Source organism: Cellulosimicrobium sp. PMB13 (assembly GCF_051294865.1).
In the GTDB taxonomy this organism is placed as follows: domain Bacteria; phylum Actinomycetota; class Actinomycetes; order Actinomycetales; family Cellulomonadaceae; genus Cellulosimicrobium.
Genome location: NZ_CP145910.1, coordinates 4,341,618 through 4,357,567 on the forward strand (window position 1 = coordinate 4,341,618; position 15,950 = coordinate 4,357,567).

At 74.1% G+C, this 15,950-nt stretch carries 14 protein-coding genes; 3 read left to right on the top strand and 11 right to left on the bottom strand.

What is annotated here, in order from left to right; translation table 11 throughout:
- Positions 1 to 9: 9 nt before the first annotated feature.
- The 4 genes from V5D56_RS19315 to V5D56_RS19330 all read right to left on the bottom strand — a co-directional run bounded on the left by V5D56_RS19315 (position 10) and on the right by V5D56_RS19330 (position 4,742).
- On the bottom strand, positions 10 to 960 hold the full coding sequence (locus tag V5D56_RS19315; protein WP_435736884.1) for a 4-(cytidine 5'-diphospho)-2-C-methyl-D-erythritol kinase: 951 nt from the start codon (positions 958 to 960) through the stop codon (positions 10 to 12).
- A complete protein-coding gene (gene rsmA / locus V5D56_RS19320) occupies positions 957 to 1,874 on the bottom strand; it encodes a 16S rRNA (adenine(1518)-N(6)/adenine(1519)-N(6))-dimethyltransferase RsmA (protein ID WP_435736885.1) in 918 nt (305 codons plus the stop codon). Before rsmA ends, V5D56_RS19315 begins: the two co-directional genes overlap by 4 nt.
- 102 nt (positions 1,875 to 1,976) lie before the next feature.
- Positions 1,977 to 3,413: a transglycosylase family protein gene (locus V5D56_RS19325; RefSeq protein ID WP_435736886.1), complete on the bottom strand. Its 1,437-nt coding sequence runs from the start codon at positions 3,411 to 3,413 to the stop codon at positions 1,977 to 1,979.
- 369 nt (positions 3,414 to 3,782) lie between these two features.
- The gene (locus tag V5D56_RS19330) at positions 3,783 to 4,742 is read right to left on the bottom strand and encodes a helix-turn-helix transcriptional regulator (protein ID WP_435736887.1); all 960 of its coding nucleotides are present in this window, start codon (positions 4,740 to 4,742) and stop codon (positions 3,783 to 3,785) included.
- Between the two features lie 163 nt (positions 4,743 to 4,905).
- Between V5D56_RS19330 and V5D56_RS19335 the strand changes: the two genes are divergently transcribed.
- Positions 4,906 to 5,292: a VOC family protein gene (locus tag V5D56_RS19335; protein WP_435736888.1), complete on the top strand. Its 387-nt coding sequence runs from the start codon at positions 4,906 to 4,908 to the stop codon at positions 5,290 to 5,292.
- Positions 5,293 to 5,301: 9 nt separating this feature from the next.
- On the opposite strand, the gene V5D56_RS19340 is transcribed toward V5D56_RS19335, so the two are convergent.
- The 6 genes from V5D56_RS19340 to V5D56_RS19365 form a co-directional block, all read right to left on the bottom strand.
- The gene (locus tag V5D56_RS19340) at positions 5,302 to 6,468 is read right to left on the bottom strand and encodes a ubiquitin-like domain-containing protein (RefSeq protein WP_435736889.1); all 1,167 of its coding nucleotides are present in this window, start codon (positions 6,466 to 6,468) and stop codon (positions 5,302 to 5,304) included.
- A 170-nt stretch (positions 6,469 to 6,638) separates the two neighbouring features.
- Positions 6,639 to 7,577: a TatD family hydrolase gene (locus V5D56_RS19345; protein WP_435736890.1), complete on the bottom strand. Its 939-nt coding sequence runs from the start codon at positions 7,575 to 7,577 to the stop codon at positions 6,639 to 6,641.
- A 3-nt stretch (positions 7,578 to 7,580) separates the two neighbouring features.
- Entirely contained in the window at positions 7,581 to 9,386 is a 1,806-nt protein-coding gene (gene metG, locus V5D56_RS19350; RefSeq protein ID WP_435736891.1) for a methionine--tRNA ligase, read from the bottom strand.
- Between the two features lie 532 nt (positions 9,387 to 9,918).
- Positions 9,919 to 11,280: a ubiquitin-like domain-containing protein gene (locus tag V5D56_RS19355; RefSeq protein WP_435736892.1), complete on the bottom strand. Its 1,362-nt coding sequence runs from the start codon at positions 11,278 to 11,280 to the stop codon at positions 9,919 to 9,921.
- Positions 11,281 to 11,616: 336 nt separating this feature from the next.
- On the bottom strand, positions 11,617 to 12,876 hold the full coding sequence (locus V5D56_RS19360; RefSeq protein WP_435736893.1) for a PQQ-dependent sugar dehydrogenase: 1,260 nt from the start codon (positions 12,874 to 12,876) through the stop codon (positions 11,617 to 11,619).
- 122 nt (positions 12,877 to 12,998) lie between these two features.
- Positions 12,999 to 14,183 carry an aminotransferase class I/II-fold pyridoxal phosphate-dependent enzyme gene (locus tag V5D56_RS19365; RefSeq protein ID WP_435736894.1) on the bottom strand — a complete coding sequence of 395 codons (1,185 nt, stop codon included), beginning with the start codon at positions 14,181 to 14,183 and terminating at the stop codon, positions 12,999 to 13,001.
- A gap of 206 nt (positions 14,184 to 14,389) precedes the next feature.
- On the opposite strand from V5D56_RS19365, the gene V5D56_RS19370 reads away from it, so the two are divergent.
- The gene (locus tag V5D56_RS19370) at positions 14,390 to 14,767 is read left to right on the top strand and encodes a VOC family protein (RefSeq protein WP_435736895.1); all 378 of its coding nucleotides are present in this window, start codon (positions 14,390 to 14,392) and stop codon (positions 14,765 to 14,767) included.
- A gap of 47 nt (positions 14,768 to 14,814) precedes the next feature.
- On the opposite strand, the gene V5D56_RS19375 is transcribed toward V5D56_RS19370, so the two are convergent.
- Entirely contained in the window at positions 14,815 to 15,249 is a 435-nt protein-coding gene (locus V5D56_RS19375) for a MarR family winged helix-turn-helix transcriptional regulator (protein ID WP_435736896.1), read from the bottom strand.
- Positions 15,250 to 15,350: 101 nt separating this feature from the next.
- On the opposite strand from V5D56_RS19375, the gene V5D56_RS19380 reads away from it, so the two are divergent.
- A complete protein-coding gene (locus V5D56_RS19380) occupies positions 15,351 to 15,944 on the top strand; it encodes an isochorismatase family protein (RefSeq protein ID WP_435736897.1) in 594 nt (197 codons plus the stop codon).
- The last annotated feature ends 6 nt before the right edge of the window (positions 15,945 to 15,950 follow it).

Here is a 15,950-nt window from a genome sequence, read left to right on the forward strand (position 1 = left end):
GGCCGACTCTCAGTGGGCGACGACGCGCGCGCCGCCCGCGGGCGCCGTCGTGCACCAGACGCTGTCGCACGCGTCGGCCGCGGTCCACGTCGCGCCGATCGCGAGCGCGTGCTGGCGGCTGCGCGCGAGGGCCGCGACCGTCGGCCCCGAGCCGGAGACGACCGCGCCGAGCGCGCCCGCCTCGCGCGCGACGGCGAGCGTGCGCTCGAGCTCGGGCCGCAGCGCGAGCGCCGGACCCTCGAGGTCGTTGCGCAGCGCCTGCCCGAGCCCCACGGGATCACCGGCCCGCAGCGCCTGCATGAGCGTGGTGTCGTCGGCGAGGTCGAGCTCGGCCGGCCCGCCGACCGTCTCGTCGAACGCACGGTAGACCTCGGGCGTCGACAGCCCCTCGGCCTGCACGGCGAACACCCAGTGGAACTCCCCACGCGTCATCGCGGGGGTGAGCTGGTCCCCGCGACCGGTCCCGACCGCGGTGTGCCCCACGAGACCGAACGCGACGTCGGCGCCGAGCCCCGACGCGAGCCGCACCAGCTCCGCCCGCGACAGGCCCGTCTCCCACAGCGCGTCACACGCGACGAGCGTCGCGGCGGCGTCCGCCGACCCGCCCGCCATGCCGCCCGCGACCGGCACGCCCTTGACGACCTGGAGACGGACGTCGGGGTCCACCCCGGCGTGCTGCGCGAGCGCCTCGGCCGCCCGCCACGCGAGATTCGTCGCGTCGGTCGGCACGACGTCGGCCTGCAGGCCCTCGACGGACACCGAGATCCCGGAGCCGCGCGGAGCCTCGTGCGCGACGACCTCCTCGCTCAGCCCGACCGCCTGGAAGATGGTCACGAGCGGGTGGTAGCCGTCGTCCTGCAGCGCGCCCACGCGCAGCGAGAGGTTGACCTTCCCCGGCGCACGCACCCGGACCCGGGGCGGCGGCGCGAGCGCGATGCTCGTCGGGGGCGGGGGACTCACGCGTCCACTGTGCCAGGTCGCCCGCCGGCCGCGCGCGGCGAGGTGCGACCGCCGGTGACGGTGGGCAGGTGCTCGGCGATGCGCGCGAACGCGACGACGTCGAGCGTCTCGCCTCGCGCCTGCGGGTCGACGCCGGCCGCCTCGAGCGCGGCCGCCGACGCCGCCGACGAGCCCGCGATCCCCGCGAGGGCGGAGCGCAGCATCTTGCGGCGCTGGGCGAACGCGGCATCGACGACCGCGAACACCTGCTCGCGCGTCGCCGTCGTGACGGGGGGCTCGCGACGGTCGAGCGCGACGAGCGCCGAGTCGACGTTGGGCACCGGCCAGAAGACCGCGCGCCCCACGGTGCCCGCGCGGCGCGCCGACGCGTACCAGGCGGCCTTCACCGACGGCACGCCGTAGGTCCGGCTCCCGGGCGGCGCCGCGAGGCGGTCCGCGACCTCGGCCTGCACCATGACGAGCACACGCTCGAGCGAGTCGAAGCGCTCGAGGAAGGTCAGGAGGACCGGGACCGCCACGTTGTACGGGAGGTTCGCGACGAGCGCGGTCGGCGCCTCGCCGGGCAGCGACGTCACGTCGAGCGCGTCGGCGCCCACGACCTCGAGCCGGTCCCCGAGGTCGGGCACGTGGGCCGCGACGGTCGTCGGGAGCTGGCGCGCGAGCACGGGGTCGATCTCGACGGCCACGACGCTCGCGCCCGCCTCGAGCAGCCCGAGCGTCAGCGACCCGAGCCCCGGCCCGATCTCGACGACGCGCTCCCCCGCCCGCACGTCGGCCGCGCGGACGATCTTGCGGACCGTGCCGCCGTCGTGCACGAAGTTCTGGCCCAGCGTCTTGGTGGGACGCACGCCGAGGCGCCCTGCCAGGTCACGGATCTCGGCCGGACCCAGCAGGGCGCCTCGGGTGTCGTTCATGAGCCCAGAGCCTACCGACACGCCGGAGGGCGGGGCGCTCGCGCACCCCGCCCTCCGGCGTCGTCATGCCGCACCGGCCGCGGGCCGGTCAGCGCAGGTCGGTCAGAGGAGACCGAGCTTGCGGGCGCACGCGGGCCACTGGCCCCAGCCCGACTGGGCCTGGAGCGCCTGCGCGCGCTGCGTCTGCTCGGCGGCCGAGGCCTCCGACGGCAGGCCGGAGCCGCCCATCGCCTGCCACGTCGGCAGCGAGAACTGGTACAGGCCGTAGTAGCCGTTGCCCGTGTTCGTCGCCGGGTTGCCGCCGGACTCGCACTGGGCGAGCGCGGACCAGACGCCCGCGGGCGCCGAGCCGAGGTCGGCAGCGGGGGCCGGCGCCGGGGCCGGGGCCGCACCCGAGGACCGCGACCCGGAGGACCGCGGCGTCGCCGCGGGCTCCGGCTCGGGCGCCGGGCGCTCCTTCGTGCCCTGCACGAGGATCTTCGTCACCGGCGGGGTCGTGACGCCGTCGGAGACGAGCTCGCGCGACTCCTCCTTGCCGTCGACCGTCGTGACGCGGTGGACGGTCGTGTGCACGCCCTCCACGCCCTCCTGCTTGACGACCGGGTCCAGGTCCTCGAAGCGGTTCGGGTCCTGCTCCGTGGTGGTCTCGAACGGCACGCCCTTGGTGGTGGGCACCTCCTCGACCTTCACACGCTGGACGACGAGCGAGACCTCGGCGTCGGCCACCTCGTCATCGGTCGCCTTCTCGTCGGCGGCCTTCTCGTCGGCAGCCTTCTGGTCGGCAGCCTTCTCGTCGGCAGCCTTCTCGTCGGTCGCCGCGACCGCGTCGGTCTGGGCGACGTGCACGCGGTCGAGCTCGCCGAGGACGACGCCCTGCTGGTCGAGGATCGCGTCGATGCCGATGCTGCCGTCGGGCGCGACCTTGGTCTCGCCGTCGGCCACGACGGCCACGGGGCCGTCCGCGTCGAGGCGGATGGGCAGCGAGGCGCGCTCGCCGGAGCGGGACGCCACGAGGCGCACGTCGCTGCCGCGCGAGGCGAGGGTCGTCAGGGCCTCGTCCGCGTCGAGCGCGGTGAGCCAGACGGAGGACTGGGTGCCGTCGACCTGGACGGGGACCTCGCGCCCGTAGCGGACGACGACGTCGCTCCCGCCGCGCAGCGCGGCGTCGGCGGCGGGGACGACCTGGTCGCGCTCGCCGACGGTCACGCCCTGCTCCTCGAGCAGGCCGTCGACCGAGCCGGCGAAGGTGCTGACGGTCGTGATCTTGCCGTCGACGTCGAGCTCGACGGTCTTGTGCGCGGTGCCGTACGCGACGGCGCCGGTGGCGAGGAGGACGGTGGTGGTCGCGCCGGCCACGAGGGGCCAGCGGCGACGGCGCCGGGCCGTCGTGGCCGCGGGGCTCGTGGAGCCCTCGGCGGCAGAGGTGTCGGAGAGGTCGAAGGGCTGGGTGGTGTCGGCGCTGTCGGGCGCTCCGGCCACGTCAGCGGTCCGGTGGAAGGGGTTGTTCACTCGGGTCCAGTCGTCGTGGTTCCCGGGCACGGAGGCTCGACGGCGCGGGTGCACCACCTGCGGGCGCGGGGCGCACGCGGGCGTGCGACCTCACGGCGGACGCACCGTGGTGCGACCCGCAGGTCTCGAGCGGCCGATCCGGCTGCCGGCGCCTCCTCGACACCCCTTCCCCAGGGCCCGACGGCGGCGCACCGCCCGGGCGTCGGCCGGCCCCGACCCGACCCGAGAGGGACGGACGACGGCACGGCTGACGCACGAGCGACGATCGACCGTAACCGATCTGTTATCGAACTCCAAGCAGAACGGATCTAGGATGGGAGGCTCTGTCCGAATTTCTCCATGAATGTCGGTGGGCCCTCCACGCAGTCCTCACGCGCGGGACCCACGACCCGACGGGCCTCACGCGCTCCGCGCCGCCGCCTGCGCGGCCCGCTCCCCCGCTCGCGCCAGCACGGCTCGCAGCTCGGGCGGGTCCAGCACCGTGAGGTCGACTTCGAGCGACAGCAGCATGCCCACCAGGTTCGCCATCGACGACCCACCGGTCTCGAGCACGCACGCGTCGGGGCCGTCGTCGGACAGCACCCCCGCGGCTGGCGTCAGCCGTTCCGCCATCACCGCCGCAGGGGCGTGCAGGCGCACGCGCGCGGTGTGCGGCCAGGCCGTCGCCCCCACGCCGCGCAGCACGTGGGCGACGGCGTCGCCACCCGGGACCTCCCGTGGCACGAAGCGCGCACCGCCGGGTGTGCGCAGCCGGAGCCGGTCCACGCGGAACGTGCGCCAGTCGTCCCGGTCGGTGTCGAACGCGAGGAGATACCAGCGCCTGCCGACGTGGACGAGGCGGTAGGGGTCGACGGCGCGACGGCTGGTCGCCCCGTCGTGGCCGCGGTACTCGATCCGCAGCCCCGTCCGGTCGCGCACCGCCGCCGCGACGTCGGCGAGGACCTGCGGGTCGACGGTCGGCCCGCCCGCCGGGACGCTCACGACCGCGGCGCGCAGCGCGTCGGCACGCGAGCGCAGACGTGCGGGCAGGACGGCGTCGAGCTTGACGAGCGCGCGCAGCGCGGCCTCCTCGCTCCCCGCGACGGTCCCGCTCGCCGCGCGCAGCGAGAGGACGACGGCGGTCGCCTCCTCGTCGTCGAGCAGGAGCGGCGGCAAGGCCGACCCGGCCCCGAGGCGGTAGCCGCCCGCGACGCCGGGCGTCGAGCGGACCTCGTACCCGAGCAGGCGCAGCCGCTCGACGTCGTTGCGCACCGTGCGCGTCGTCACTCCGAGCCGCTCCCCGAGCTCCCTGCCCGTCCAGGTCGCGCGCGCCGGGAGCAGGGCGAGGAGCCGCAGGAGGCGGACGGAGGTGTCGAGCACCGCCCCAGTCTTGCGCGCTCGGCGGCGAATGCGGAACCGGACGTTCCTCGATGCGCCGTAGCGTCGTTCGTGTCGGCCCCACCGGGGTCGCGCACGACGGGACGCCGGGCACCGCCCGACGACCGCTCCGCCGATCGAGAGGACGACCATCATGCTGCGAGGTATGGCGACGCTGAACCTGTGGGCCGACGACCTGGAGGCCGCCTCGGCCTGGTACACCACCGTGCTCGGGACCGAGCCCTACTACGTGGTCCCGGGCGGCTACGTGGAGTTCCGCGTCGGGGACCACGAGGACGAGCTGGGGATCATCGCGCGCTCGTACTCGCCGCGGCCCCAGCCCGCGTCACCGGGCGGCGCGATCGTGAACTGGCACGTCGACGACGTCCGCGCCGCCTTCGCCCGGCTCCTCGAGCTCGGCGCGACCGAGTACGAGGGCGTCGTCGAGCGCGGGAACGGCGAGGGTTTCGTCACCGCGTCCGTCGTGGACCCCTTCGGCAACGTCCTGGGCATCATGCAGAACCCGCACTACCTGGAGATGCTCCGCCGGTGACCCGGCCGGTCAGTACCAGCCCTTGGCGACCGAGTGCGACCAGGCCGAGCACGGTGTGCCGTACCGGCCCTCGATGTAGCCGAGGCCCCAGGTGATCTGGGTCGCCGGGTTCGTGCGCCAGTCGTCGCCCGCGGTCGCCATCTTGGACCCCGGCAGCGCCTGCGGGATCCCGTAGGCGGACGAGCTCGGGTTGTCGGCGTCGACGCGCCAGTTGCTCTCCTTGGTCCACAGCTTGTCGAGGCAGACGAACTGGTCGTCACCCCACCCGCGCTGCGCGGCGAGCGACTGCCCGATCGCGCGCGCGGAGCCCGGGTCCACCGAGACGGAGATGTCCATCGTCCCGATCTTGATGACCTCGTTGCGCGGCTCGGTCGTCACGGTGCGCGTCAGCACCGTGCGCGCGACCTCCGCGCCGCCGAGCGTCTGCACCGCGTACGTCGTGACCGCCTCGCCCACGCGTCCCGACTGCACGACGACCCGGTGGCCCTTCGGCAGGTTGGGGTCCTCGACCTCCTCGGTCGTGAACGGCAGGACCTCCGTGAGCGTGTCCGACGTCGCGGCCGCCCGGCTGACGAGGACGAGCATCCCGTCCACCGCGGCGGCGTCGAGCGGGACGGACGTGTCGTCCTCCTCGCCCAGCACGATCCCCGCGGTCTGGAGCACGCCCCGCACCGTGGCCTCGGCCGTCGTGATGGGCATGACCACGCCGTCGACCGCGATGTGCACGGTCTTGAGCGTCGACACGCGCACCGGCTGACGCCCGAGCGACGCCGAGCGCGACACGTCCGTCACCGCACCCTCGGCACGCGGTCCGAGGAAGGCGAGCAGCTCGCCCACCGTCCGCGCCGTCGTCGCGATCGTCTGCTCCTGGCCGTCGATCTCGACCACGACGTCGTGGCTCGTGCGGACGACGATCGTCCCACCGTCGGGCGCCGACGAGCCGAGCGCGGGCTCGACGAGGTCCTCCGGCGCGACACCGACGTCCTGGTAGTCGAGCACCTCGCCGACCGTCCGCCCGTACGCGGAGACGTCGTAGAGCGTGCCGTCGACGTCGAGGGTCACGCTCTTGTGCAGCGTCGCGAACGCGCCGGTCACCCCCACGAGGCCCACCACGACCACTCCCCGGGCGACGAACCGCTGCACGCGGCGGCGTGTCGTTCCGTCAGGTGCGAGCACGCGGGCGGTCCCTTCTCGGCGGGCCGGGCGTCCGGCGAGCGCCGGGCACGAGGTTCGGGGCGTCGTCGGCGGAGCGCGGACGACGCACGGACCCGACCGTAGCCGAAACGTGACCGTGGGCGAAACCTCCCGTTCGTGCCGAAGAGCCGACGACAGGTGTCATGAGCCCGTCACCACGGCCCGTAGACCTCGACCGACGTCGCCGCCACCCGGGTGCACAGGTCGGCGAGCGGTACGCCGGTCACCTCGGCGACGGTACGGACGGTCGCCGGCAGCACGTACGGGGCGTTGGGGCGACCGCGGTACGGGTGCGGCGTGAGGTACGGCGCGTCCGTCTCGACGAGGACCTGGCCGAGCGGGACCTCCCGCAGCGCCGCTCTCAGCTCGTCGTTGGCGCGGAACGTCACCGGGCCCGCGAACGACAGGTACCAGCCCTGCGCGGCGCAGAACCGCGCCATCTCGGCGTCGCCCGAGTAGCAGTGGAAGACCGTCCGCTCGGGGGCCCCGTCGCGCGCCAGGACCTCGAGCACCTCGGCGTGCGCGTCGCGGTCGTGGATCTGGAGCGCGAGCCCGAGCTCCTTCGCGAGCGCGACGTGGGCCCGGAACGACTCGCGCTGTACACGCTCACCCTGCGGACCTGTACGGAACAGGTCCATCCCGGTCTCGCCGATCGCCCGGACCCGCTCGTTGTCCCGGGCGATGCGCGCGATCTCGGCGATCGCGTCGTCGAGCGACGTCGCGTGGTGCGGCCGCGGGTCGGGCTCCAGCCCGTCCGGCCCGACCTCTCGCACGCCGCCGTGCAGCACCGCCTCGTTGGGGTGGATCGCGACGGCGCCCAGCAGGCTCCGCAGATCGGCCGCCCCACCGTCCGCCGCGTCTCCGCGCAGGAGAGCGTCGGTCCAGCGTGCCGACGGCAGGTCGCACCCGACCTGCACCAGGCGCTCGACGCCCACCCGGGCCGCGCGCTCGAGGTGCGCCGCGACGCTCGGGGGCGGGACGTCGTCGGGCAGGACGTCCGCGATCGAGTCCAGGTGCGTGTGGTTGTCGACGACGGGGACGGGCAGCGCCTCCGGGTCCGGCGGCCACCCCCGCTCACGCTGCTTCGCCACGGGTCAGGCGTCCTCGCGCAGGCGGTCGAGCTCCTCCTCGACGATCGACTCGTCGAGCTTCGTGAAGATCGGCGTCGGCTTGCCGACCGGCGTCCCGGGCACGACGGCGCGCGGCTCCCACGACGGGACGCCCTCACCACCCTGCCCGCTCCGGTAGTCCCCGGTGATCACCGGGTAGTGCCGCGAGTCGTCGTCGAGGTCGGTGACCTCCTCGATGCGCGGCTGCGGCGCGAAGGTGCCGGTGCCGCCGAACGCCTCGTGCACCTGCTGCGCCGAGTGCGGGAGGAACGGCGAGAGGATCGTGTTGAGGTCGCTCACGGCCTGCGTCACCGTGTGCAGCACGGTCCCGAGGCGCTCCGGGTCCGTCTTGAGCTTCCACGGCTCGGTGTCCGAGACGTACTTGTTCACCTCGCCGACGGTCTTCATGGCCTCGGCCACGGCGGCGCGCTGGCGGTGCGTCGCGATGAGGTCGCCGACCCGGCCGAACGCCGTGGTCGTCGTCGCGAGCACGCCCTCGTCGATCGGGTGCCGCTCCCCCGGCGTCGGGATCTCGCCGAAGTTCTTGTGCACCATGCTCGCCGTGCGGTTCACGAGGTTGCCCCACCCCGCGACGAGCTCGTCGTTCGTGCGGCGCTGGAAGTCGGCCCACGTGAAGTCGACGTCCTGCGTCTCCGGACCGGCCGACGCCACGTAGTAGCGGAACGCGTCCGGCTGGTAGCGCGCGAGCATGTCGCGCACGTAGATGACGACGCCGCGCGACGACGAGAACTTCTGCCCCTCGACGTTGAGGAACTCGCTCGACACCACCTCGGTCGGCAGCTGCAGGTTCCCGTACGGGCCCGGCGCCCCGCCCTTGTTCCCGCGCCCGTCGTAGGCCAGCAGCTCGGCCGGCCAGATCTGGGAGTGGAACGTGATGTTGTCCTTGCCCATGAAGTAGTACGAGCGGGCTTCCGGGTCGTTCCAGTACGCGCGCCACGCGTCCGGGTCGCCCGTCCGGCGCGCCCACTCGATCGACGCCGACAGGTACCCGATGACCGCGTCGAACCACACGTAGAGGCGCTTGCTCGGGTTGTCCTCCCAGCCCTCGAGCGGGACGGGGATGCCCCAGTCGATGTCGCGCGTCATGGCGCGCGGGCGCACGTCGTCGAGCAGGTTGAGGGAGAACTTCAGGACGTTCGGGCGCCACGCGGTCCGGGTCCGCAGCCAGTTCCCCAGCGCGTCGACGAACGCCGGCAGGTCGAGGAAGAAGTGGTTCGACTCGACGAACTTCGGCGTCTCGCCGTTGATGCGGCTCTTCGGGTTGATGAGGTCGATCGCGTCGAGCTGGTTGCCGCAGTTGTCGCACTGGTCGCCGCGCGCGCCGTCGTACCCGCAGATGGGGCACGTGCCCTCGATGTAGCGGTCCGGCAACGTGCGGCCCGTCGACGGCGAGATGGCGCCCATCGTCGTCTGCTCGACCATGTAGCCGTTCTTGTGCACCGTGCGGAACATCTCCTGCACGACGGCGTAGTGGTTGCGCGTCGTGGTGCGCGTGAACAGGTCGTAGCTCAGCCCGAGCTGCTGGAGGTCCTCGACGATCACGCGGTTGTACCGGTCCGCGAGCTCCTGCGCGCTGACACCCTCCTTGTCCGCCTGGACGAGGATCGGCGTGCCGTGCTCGTCGGTGCCCGACACCATGAGGACGTCGTGACCCGCCATCCGCATGTGCCGGCTGAAGACGTCCGACGGGACACCGAAACCTGCGACGTGACCGATGTGGCGCGGGCCGTTCGCGTACGGCCACGCCACGGCCGAGAGGATGTGGGTCATGGGGCCCGATCCTAGTCGGCCGCTCCAGAGGGTCGGTCAGGCGTCCGTCGTCTCGACCGGTCACGTCCGGTCGTGCCAGGGGATGAGGCGGCGGGCCTACCATCCGCCCGCTCGTTCCTCGCGGGCTCCCGCCAGACCCACCACGGCCCGCCGCCTCATCCCCCGTCCCGACCTCGGCGGTCGCGTCACCCCCGCGTACCCCGCGCGCTCCGTCGTGCCCGACGCCGTCTGGCGGCTCGTGCGGCCGGGTCGCCTCGGCGAGGTGCGGGACGAGCGGGCCGGAGCCGAGGGGGCGCGGGTCGTGGCGGGTCTGGCGGGAGCCGCGAGGAACGAGCGGCGGATGGTAGACCCGCGCCCCCTCGGGGCAGGACCGCGGACGCGACCACGATCGCGCGACCAAGACCGCGCCCCCTCGGTGCAGGATCGCGGACGCGACCACGACCGCGCGGACTCCGCCGCAGACGACGGCAGGCCCGCGACCTCCGGAGAGGTCGCGGGCCCGCGAGGAGCCGTGCGTCGGCCCAGTACCGGCTCAGTACCAGTTGACGGCCTGGGAGTGCGACCAGGCGCCGCACGGGGTGCCGTAGGAGCCCGCGATGTAGTCGAGGCCCCACGCGATCTGGGTCGCGGGGTTGGTGGCCCAGTCGGCGCCCTTGCTCGCCATCTTCGAGCCCGGGAGGGACTGCGGGATGCCGTAGGCGCTCGATGTCGGGTTGTCCGCCGACGGGTTCCAGTTCGACTCCTTGGTCCACAGGGAGTTGAGGCACTGCCACTGCGAGCCGGTCCACCCGCGCTCGGCCGCCATGAGCTGGCCGATCGTGCGCGGGTCCTTCGGACGCTCCTTGGTGCCGCGGACCACGACCGCGTCGACAGGGGCCGTGGTGACCTCCTCCGACACGGGCTCGCGCAGCCACTCGGCACCGTCGACGAGCGTGACGTCGGTGACCGTGGTCATGACGCCGTCGCGACCTTCCTGCTCGACCACGACGGGGTCGTCGACGTAGCGCGCGGCGTCGGTCTTCTCGACCGTCTTGTGCGCGACGGGCGTGGTCTTCTCCTGGCGCTCGACGACGACGCGCTGCACGACGAGCGACACCGCGGGAGTGTCGGCGGCGGGTGCCTCGGCGGCGGCGTCGCGTGTCGCCGAGGCGTCGGCGTCCGCGCTCTGTGCGGACACGCGCTGCACGCTCACGCGGTCGAGCTTTCCGAGCTCGATGCCCCGGTCCGCGAGGAGGGCGTCGACGCCGACGCCGCCGTCGGGCGCGACCGTGGTCTTGCCGTCGGCGACGACGTTCACCGGTCCGTCGGTGTCGAGGTCGAGGTCGAGGGAGGCGCGGTCACCCGAGCGGGACGCGACGAGCCGCACGTCGCCGCCGCGCTCCGAGAGGCTCTGGAGCGCCTCGTCGGCGTCGAGGGCGGTGAGCCAGACGTCGGACTGCTCGCCGTCGGTCTGGACGGTCACCTGCTTGCCGAGGCGGACGACCACCTCGGCGCCGTCCTCGAGGGACGCGTCGGCCTCGGGGGCGACCAGGTCGCGGGAGTCGATGTCGACGCCCGCGGCGTCGAGCGCGCCCTGCACGGACCCGGCGACGGTCGTGACCGTCCGGATCTCGCCGTCGACGTCGAGCGTCACGGTCTTCTGCGCCTCGCCGTACGCGACGGCGCCGGACCCGACGAGGGTCACGGCGGTCACGGCGGAGATGGTGGTCAGGCGGCGGCGGCGCGTGGCACGCTGCGTGCGCGCTGCGCGGGCGGCCGTCCGGGAGGGACGGGGGGCGTCGGGCGAGGGCGACGCGCTCGGGCTCTCGGTCGGGTCGGTCGGGTTCGCGGGCGCGCTCGTGCGCGGGCGGAAGGGGTTCTGCACGCTGGTCCAGTCGTCAGGGGTCCCGGGCACGAGCGGTCGACGGTGCGCAGGCAGCGCGTTCTCGGGCACCGGCGTGCCGTGGCACGGGCGTCACCGAGGTCGACCCGCCGATCCGGCGGTCCTCCGGCGTCGTCGCTCACGAACAGCTGAGCGACGGCCGCGTCCCGGTCTGGCCGCATACACCCAGGAGGGGTCGACCGCACAACGGGACACCCGACCGTAACCGATTCGTTATCAGGGACCAAACCCGCAGGCCACCTCGCCGTGAGCGGCTACGTCGTCGCACGGGACTCGCGAGATCGACCCGTCGGTCGCGACGTCGACCTTCTGAAGGTCGATCTCGCGACGCCCGGGTCGATCTCGTGCTCAGCCTGCCGGCGTGATCGTCACGCGCAGCAGCCGGTCGTCGCCGTCGCGCGGCTCGCCTCGTCCGTCGGTGTTGTTCGTCAGGACGTACAGCACGGAGCTCCCGTCGTCGCCGGGCGGTGTCGCCGGGTCGACGACGACCGTCCGCAACCGGCCCACGTCCGCGAGCACCCGTCGCGGTGCGCCGAACGCGTCGGGCGACGCCCCGCCGTCGGGCGACGCGAACGGGACGCGCCACAGCGCCTCGCCCCGCAGGCCGGCGAGGTAGACACCCTCGCGGGTGGCCGCGAGCCCGCTCGGCGACGCCTCGTCGGTCGACCACGTCGTCACCGGGTCGACGAACCCGGCGCCCGCGCCGCCCGTGCCCTCGACGTCCGGCCAGCCGTAGTTCCCGCCCGGTTCCACGACGTTCAGCTCGTCGAACGTGTCCTGCCCGAACTCGCTCGCGAGCATCCGTCCCGTCGCGTCCCACGCCAGACCCTGCACGTTGCGGTGCCCGAGGCTCCACACGGGCGACGCCGGGTCGGGGTTGTCGGGCGCGGGGGCGCCGTCCACGGTCACGCGCAGGATCTTGCCGGCGAGCGACGCCGGGTCCTGGGACGCACCACGCTGCTGGGCGTCCCCCGTCGCGACGTAGAGGAGGCCGTCCGGCCCGAACGCGAGCCGGCCGCCGTCGTGCGTCGACGCGGCGGGGATGCCCTGGACGACGGGCGTCAGCCCGGACAGCTGCCCGCCGGAGAGCGTGCCGCGCAGCACCTCGTTGCCGGTGCCCGCGGTGCGGTGCACGAAGACCTCGCCCGGCGCGTCGCTGTCGGCCGGCCCGACGGCGACGCCGAGCAGCCCTGCCTCTCCCCCGGTCACCGTGCCGTCCCGCAGCTCGTCCGCCCCGGGACCGCCCACGGGCGAGACCTCACCCGTCGCAGGGTCCACGACGACGAGCGCGCGCTCGTCGCGCAGCGACACGAGCAGCGTCCCGTCGGGCAGCGGCGCGAGGCCCCACGGCGCGTCGAGCCCGGTCGCGACCTCGGCGACCTGGACGCCCACCTCGGGCAGCACGACGAGACGGGCGGGCGCGGGCGCGTCGGACGCGGTCGGCTCGGGCGCGGGCTCCCGGGTCGTCGGTCCCGTGCTCGGCGTGCCCGACGACGCGGGCGAGGGCTGCGCGGGGTCGTCACCCGTGCAGGCGCAGAGGAGCCCGACGAGCACCGCCACGGCCGCGGCGCGGTGCGCCCGCGTCGTCGTGCCGTGGGAAGCCGCCATGACCCCATGGTCGCGGCCGGGAGGCCAGCACGCGCGTCGTCGGCCCGCGAGATCGACCCGTACGCGCCGAGGTCGACCCTCAGGAGGTCGACGTCACGACGCACGGGTCGATCTCGCAGGTGCTACTGCAGGCGGGTGAGGCCGCGCTTGAGGCCGCGGACCGCCTGGCCGATGCGGTGCTCGTTCTCGATGAGCGCGAACCGGACGAACTCGTCGCCGCCCGGACCGAAGCCGACGCCGGGCGACACGGCGACGTCGCACTCCTCGACGATGTGCGTCGCGAACTCGATCGAGCCCATGTCGCGGTAGGGCTCGGGGATGCGCGCCCAGGCGAACATCGTGCCGCCGGGCTTGTGGATGTCCCAGCCGATGCGCTGCAGGCCGTCGTAGAGGGCGTCCCGGCGCGACGCGTAGACGGACGAGATCTCCTGCGGGAACTCGGTCGCCTCGTTGAGCGTCACGGTCGCCGCGATCTGGATCGGCTGGAACGTGCCGTAGTCGAGGTAGCTCTTGAGCTTCGCCAGCGCGCCCACCACGTCGCGGCGCCCCACGAGGAACGCGACGCGCCAGCCCGCCATGGAGAACGACTTCGTCATCGAGTACAGCTCGACCGCGACCTCGCGCGCGCCGTCGCACTCCATGATCGACGGCGGGCGGAACCCGTCGAACGTCATGTCCGCGTAGGCGAGGTCGTGCACGAGCACGACGTCCTTGTCGCGGGCCCAGTCGACCAGGCGCTGCAGGTCCTCCTTGGTGGCGACCGTGGTCGTCGGGTTGTGCGGGAACGACAGCACGACGACGCGCGGCTTGGGCCAGCCCAGCTCCCAGGCCTCGATGATCCGGTCGATGTACCCGGCGGCGTCGGTCCCGTCGCCGATGGGGACCTGGCGTGCGTCGGCGCCCGCGAAGTACGGGCCCCAGATGTGGATGGGGTAGCTCGGCGTGGGGACGAGCGCGACGTCGCCCGGCTGGAGCAGCACCCACATGAGGTGGCTGAACCCCTCCTTGGCGCCGATCGTCGAGATGATCTCGGTGTCCGGGTCGAGGCTCACGCCGAACCGGCGCTGGTAGAGCCCGGCGACGGCCTCGCGCAGCTTGGGGATGCCGCGCGACGCGGAGTAGCGGTGGTTGCGGGAGTTCTGCGCCGCCTCGGCGAGCTTGTCGACGGCGATCTGCGGGCTCGGCAGGTCCGGGTTGCCGAAGCCGAGGTCCACGACGTCGCGCCCTGCTCGGCGTGCCTCGATCTTGAGCCCGTCGATGATCGTGAAGACGTAGGGCGGCAGACCGGGGATCCGGCGGAACTCCATCGCAGTGCTCCTGCTCGTTCGGGCGTGCCCGCGGTGCGCGGGACTCGGGTCCCGGCAGCGTACGCCCGTGCGCCGCGAGGCTGCTCCCGCGTCCACGCCGTCGGCCGCCCTGTCGCTCGCGTCGCGCGGGCCCTACCGTGGAGAGCAGTCGCGACGGCGACGTCGTCGAGGACGCCCGACCCACGACCCACGACCGAGGAGCTCCCATGCTGGTGCCCTACCTGACCGTGCACGACGCCGCCGCCGCGATCGACTTCTACGCCCGCGCGCTGGGCGCCCGGGAGACCGGCGAGCGCTACGTCGAGGACGACGGCCGCGTCGGCTTCGCCGCGCTCGAGGTCGGCGGCGACCCGTTCTTCGTCTCCGACGAGTACCGCGAGGTGGGCGCGTACGCCCCCGCGACGGTCGGGCACTCGACCGTGGCCGTCGTCCTCGGGGTGGACGACGTCGACGCGACCTACGCGGCCGCCGTCGCCGCGGGCGCGACGCCGGACCGCGAGCCGAGCGACCAGGGCGCGGAGCGCCGCGGCTGGATCGTCGACCCGTTCGGCCACCGGTGGGCGCTCGAGTCGCCGGTCCGCTGACCGCCGCGCGCCGACGCCCGACAGGGCGATGCGCTCCGGCGCGGCGCTCACGCGCCGGACGACCACCCGAGGTTGCGGGCCATCTGCTGGAGCGTCGCGACCGTCGTCGCGTACCGCTCGGGCGAGATTCCCTCGGCGACGCGCTCGCGCGACCGCGACACCGCGTCGAGGAGGTCGTGGTAAGCGTGGTTGCCGGCGAGCGTGACCGACAGCCCGGCGTCGGAGCGCGCCACCCAGCCCCGCCGGACCAGGTCCTCGACCTCGGCGCTGACCGACGCCGCGTGCCCGCCAACGCCCGCGCCCGTGAACGGCGAGAGCACGCCGTCGACCGCGGTCTCCTCGCTCACGCCGTCGCGGATGGTGTTGAGCACCTGCCAGTGCCGACGCGTGAGACCGGTGTGCTGGAACACCTCGTCGAAGCTCTCGTCGATGAGCCGGTCCACGAGCTTGAGCCAGTAGCCGATGGGGCGGTCGGTCGTCATGCGGTCCTCCACGCGGTGCTCGGGCGTCCTCCCACTGTGGCACCACCGGGCACGCGGCGCCCGGCGTCCCGCAGCGGTGCGGACGGTGGCAGAGTGGGCGCATGAGCGAGAGCACGCGGGCGCCGCGCCGCGCCCTGATCGTCGTCGACGTCCAGCCCACGTTCTGCGAGGGCGGCGAGCTGGGGGTCGAGGGCGGGAACGCCGTCGCGCAGCGCATCGCCGACCACGCGCGCGAGCACCGCGACCGCTACGACCTCGTCGTCACGACCCAGGACTGGCACGTCGACCCGGGCGAGCACTGGAGCGCTGCGCCCGACTTCGTCGACACGTGGCCGCCGCACGGCATCGCGGGGTCCGCGAACGCCGAGCTCCACCCGGCGCTCGCCGACCTCGCGCCGGACGTGTCCGTGAAGAAGGGCGAGTACCAGGCCGCGTACTCGGGCTTCGAGGGGGTCGACGACGCGGGTCGCGCGCTCGCCGACGTGCTGCGCGACGCCGGGATCGGCGCGGTCGACGTCGTGGGCATCGCCGAGTCGCACTGCGTGCGCGCGACGGCGCTCGACGCCCACGCGCTCGGCCTGGGCACGCGGGTGATCACCGACCTCACCGTGCCGGTGACGCCCGAGCTCGGCGCGGCGGCGCGCGAGGAGCTCGCGGCGGCGGGCGTCACGCTCGAGGAGAGCGGCGCGGCCTGAGCACGT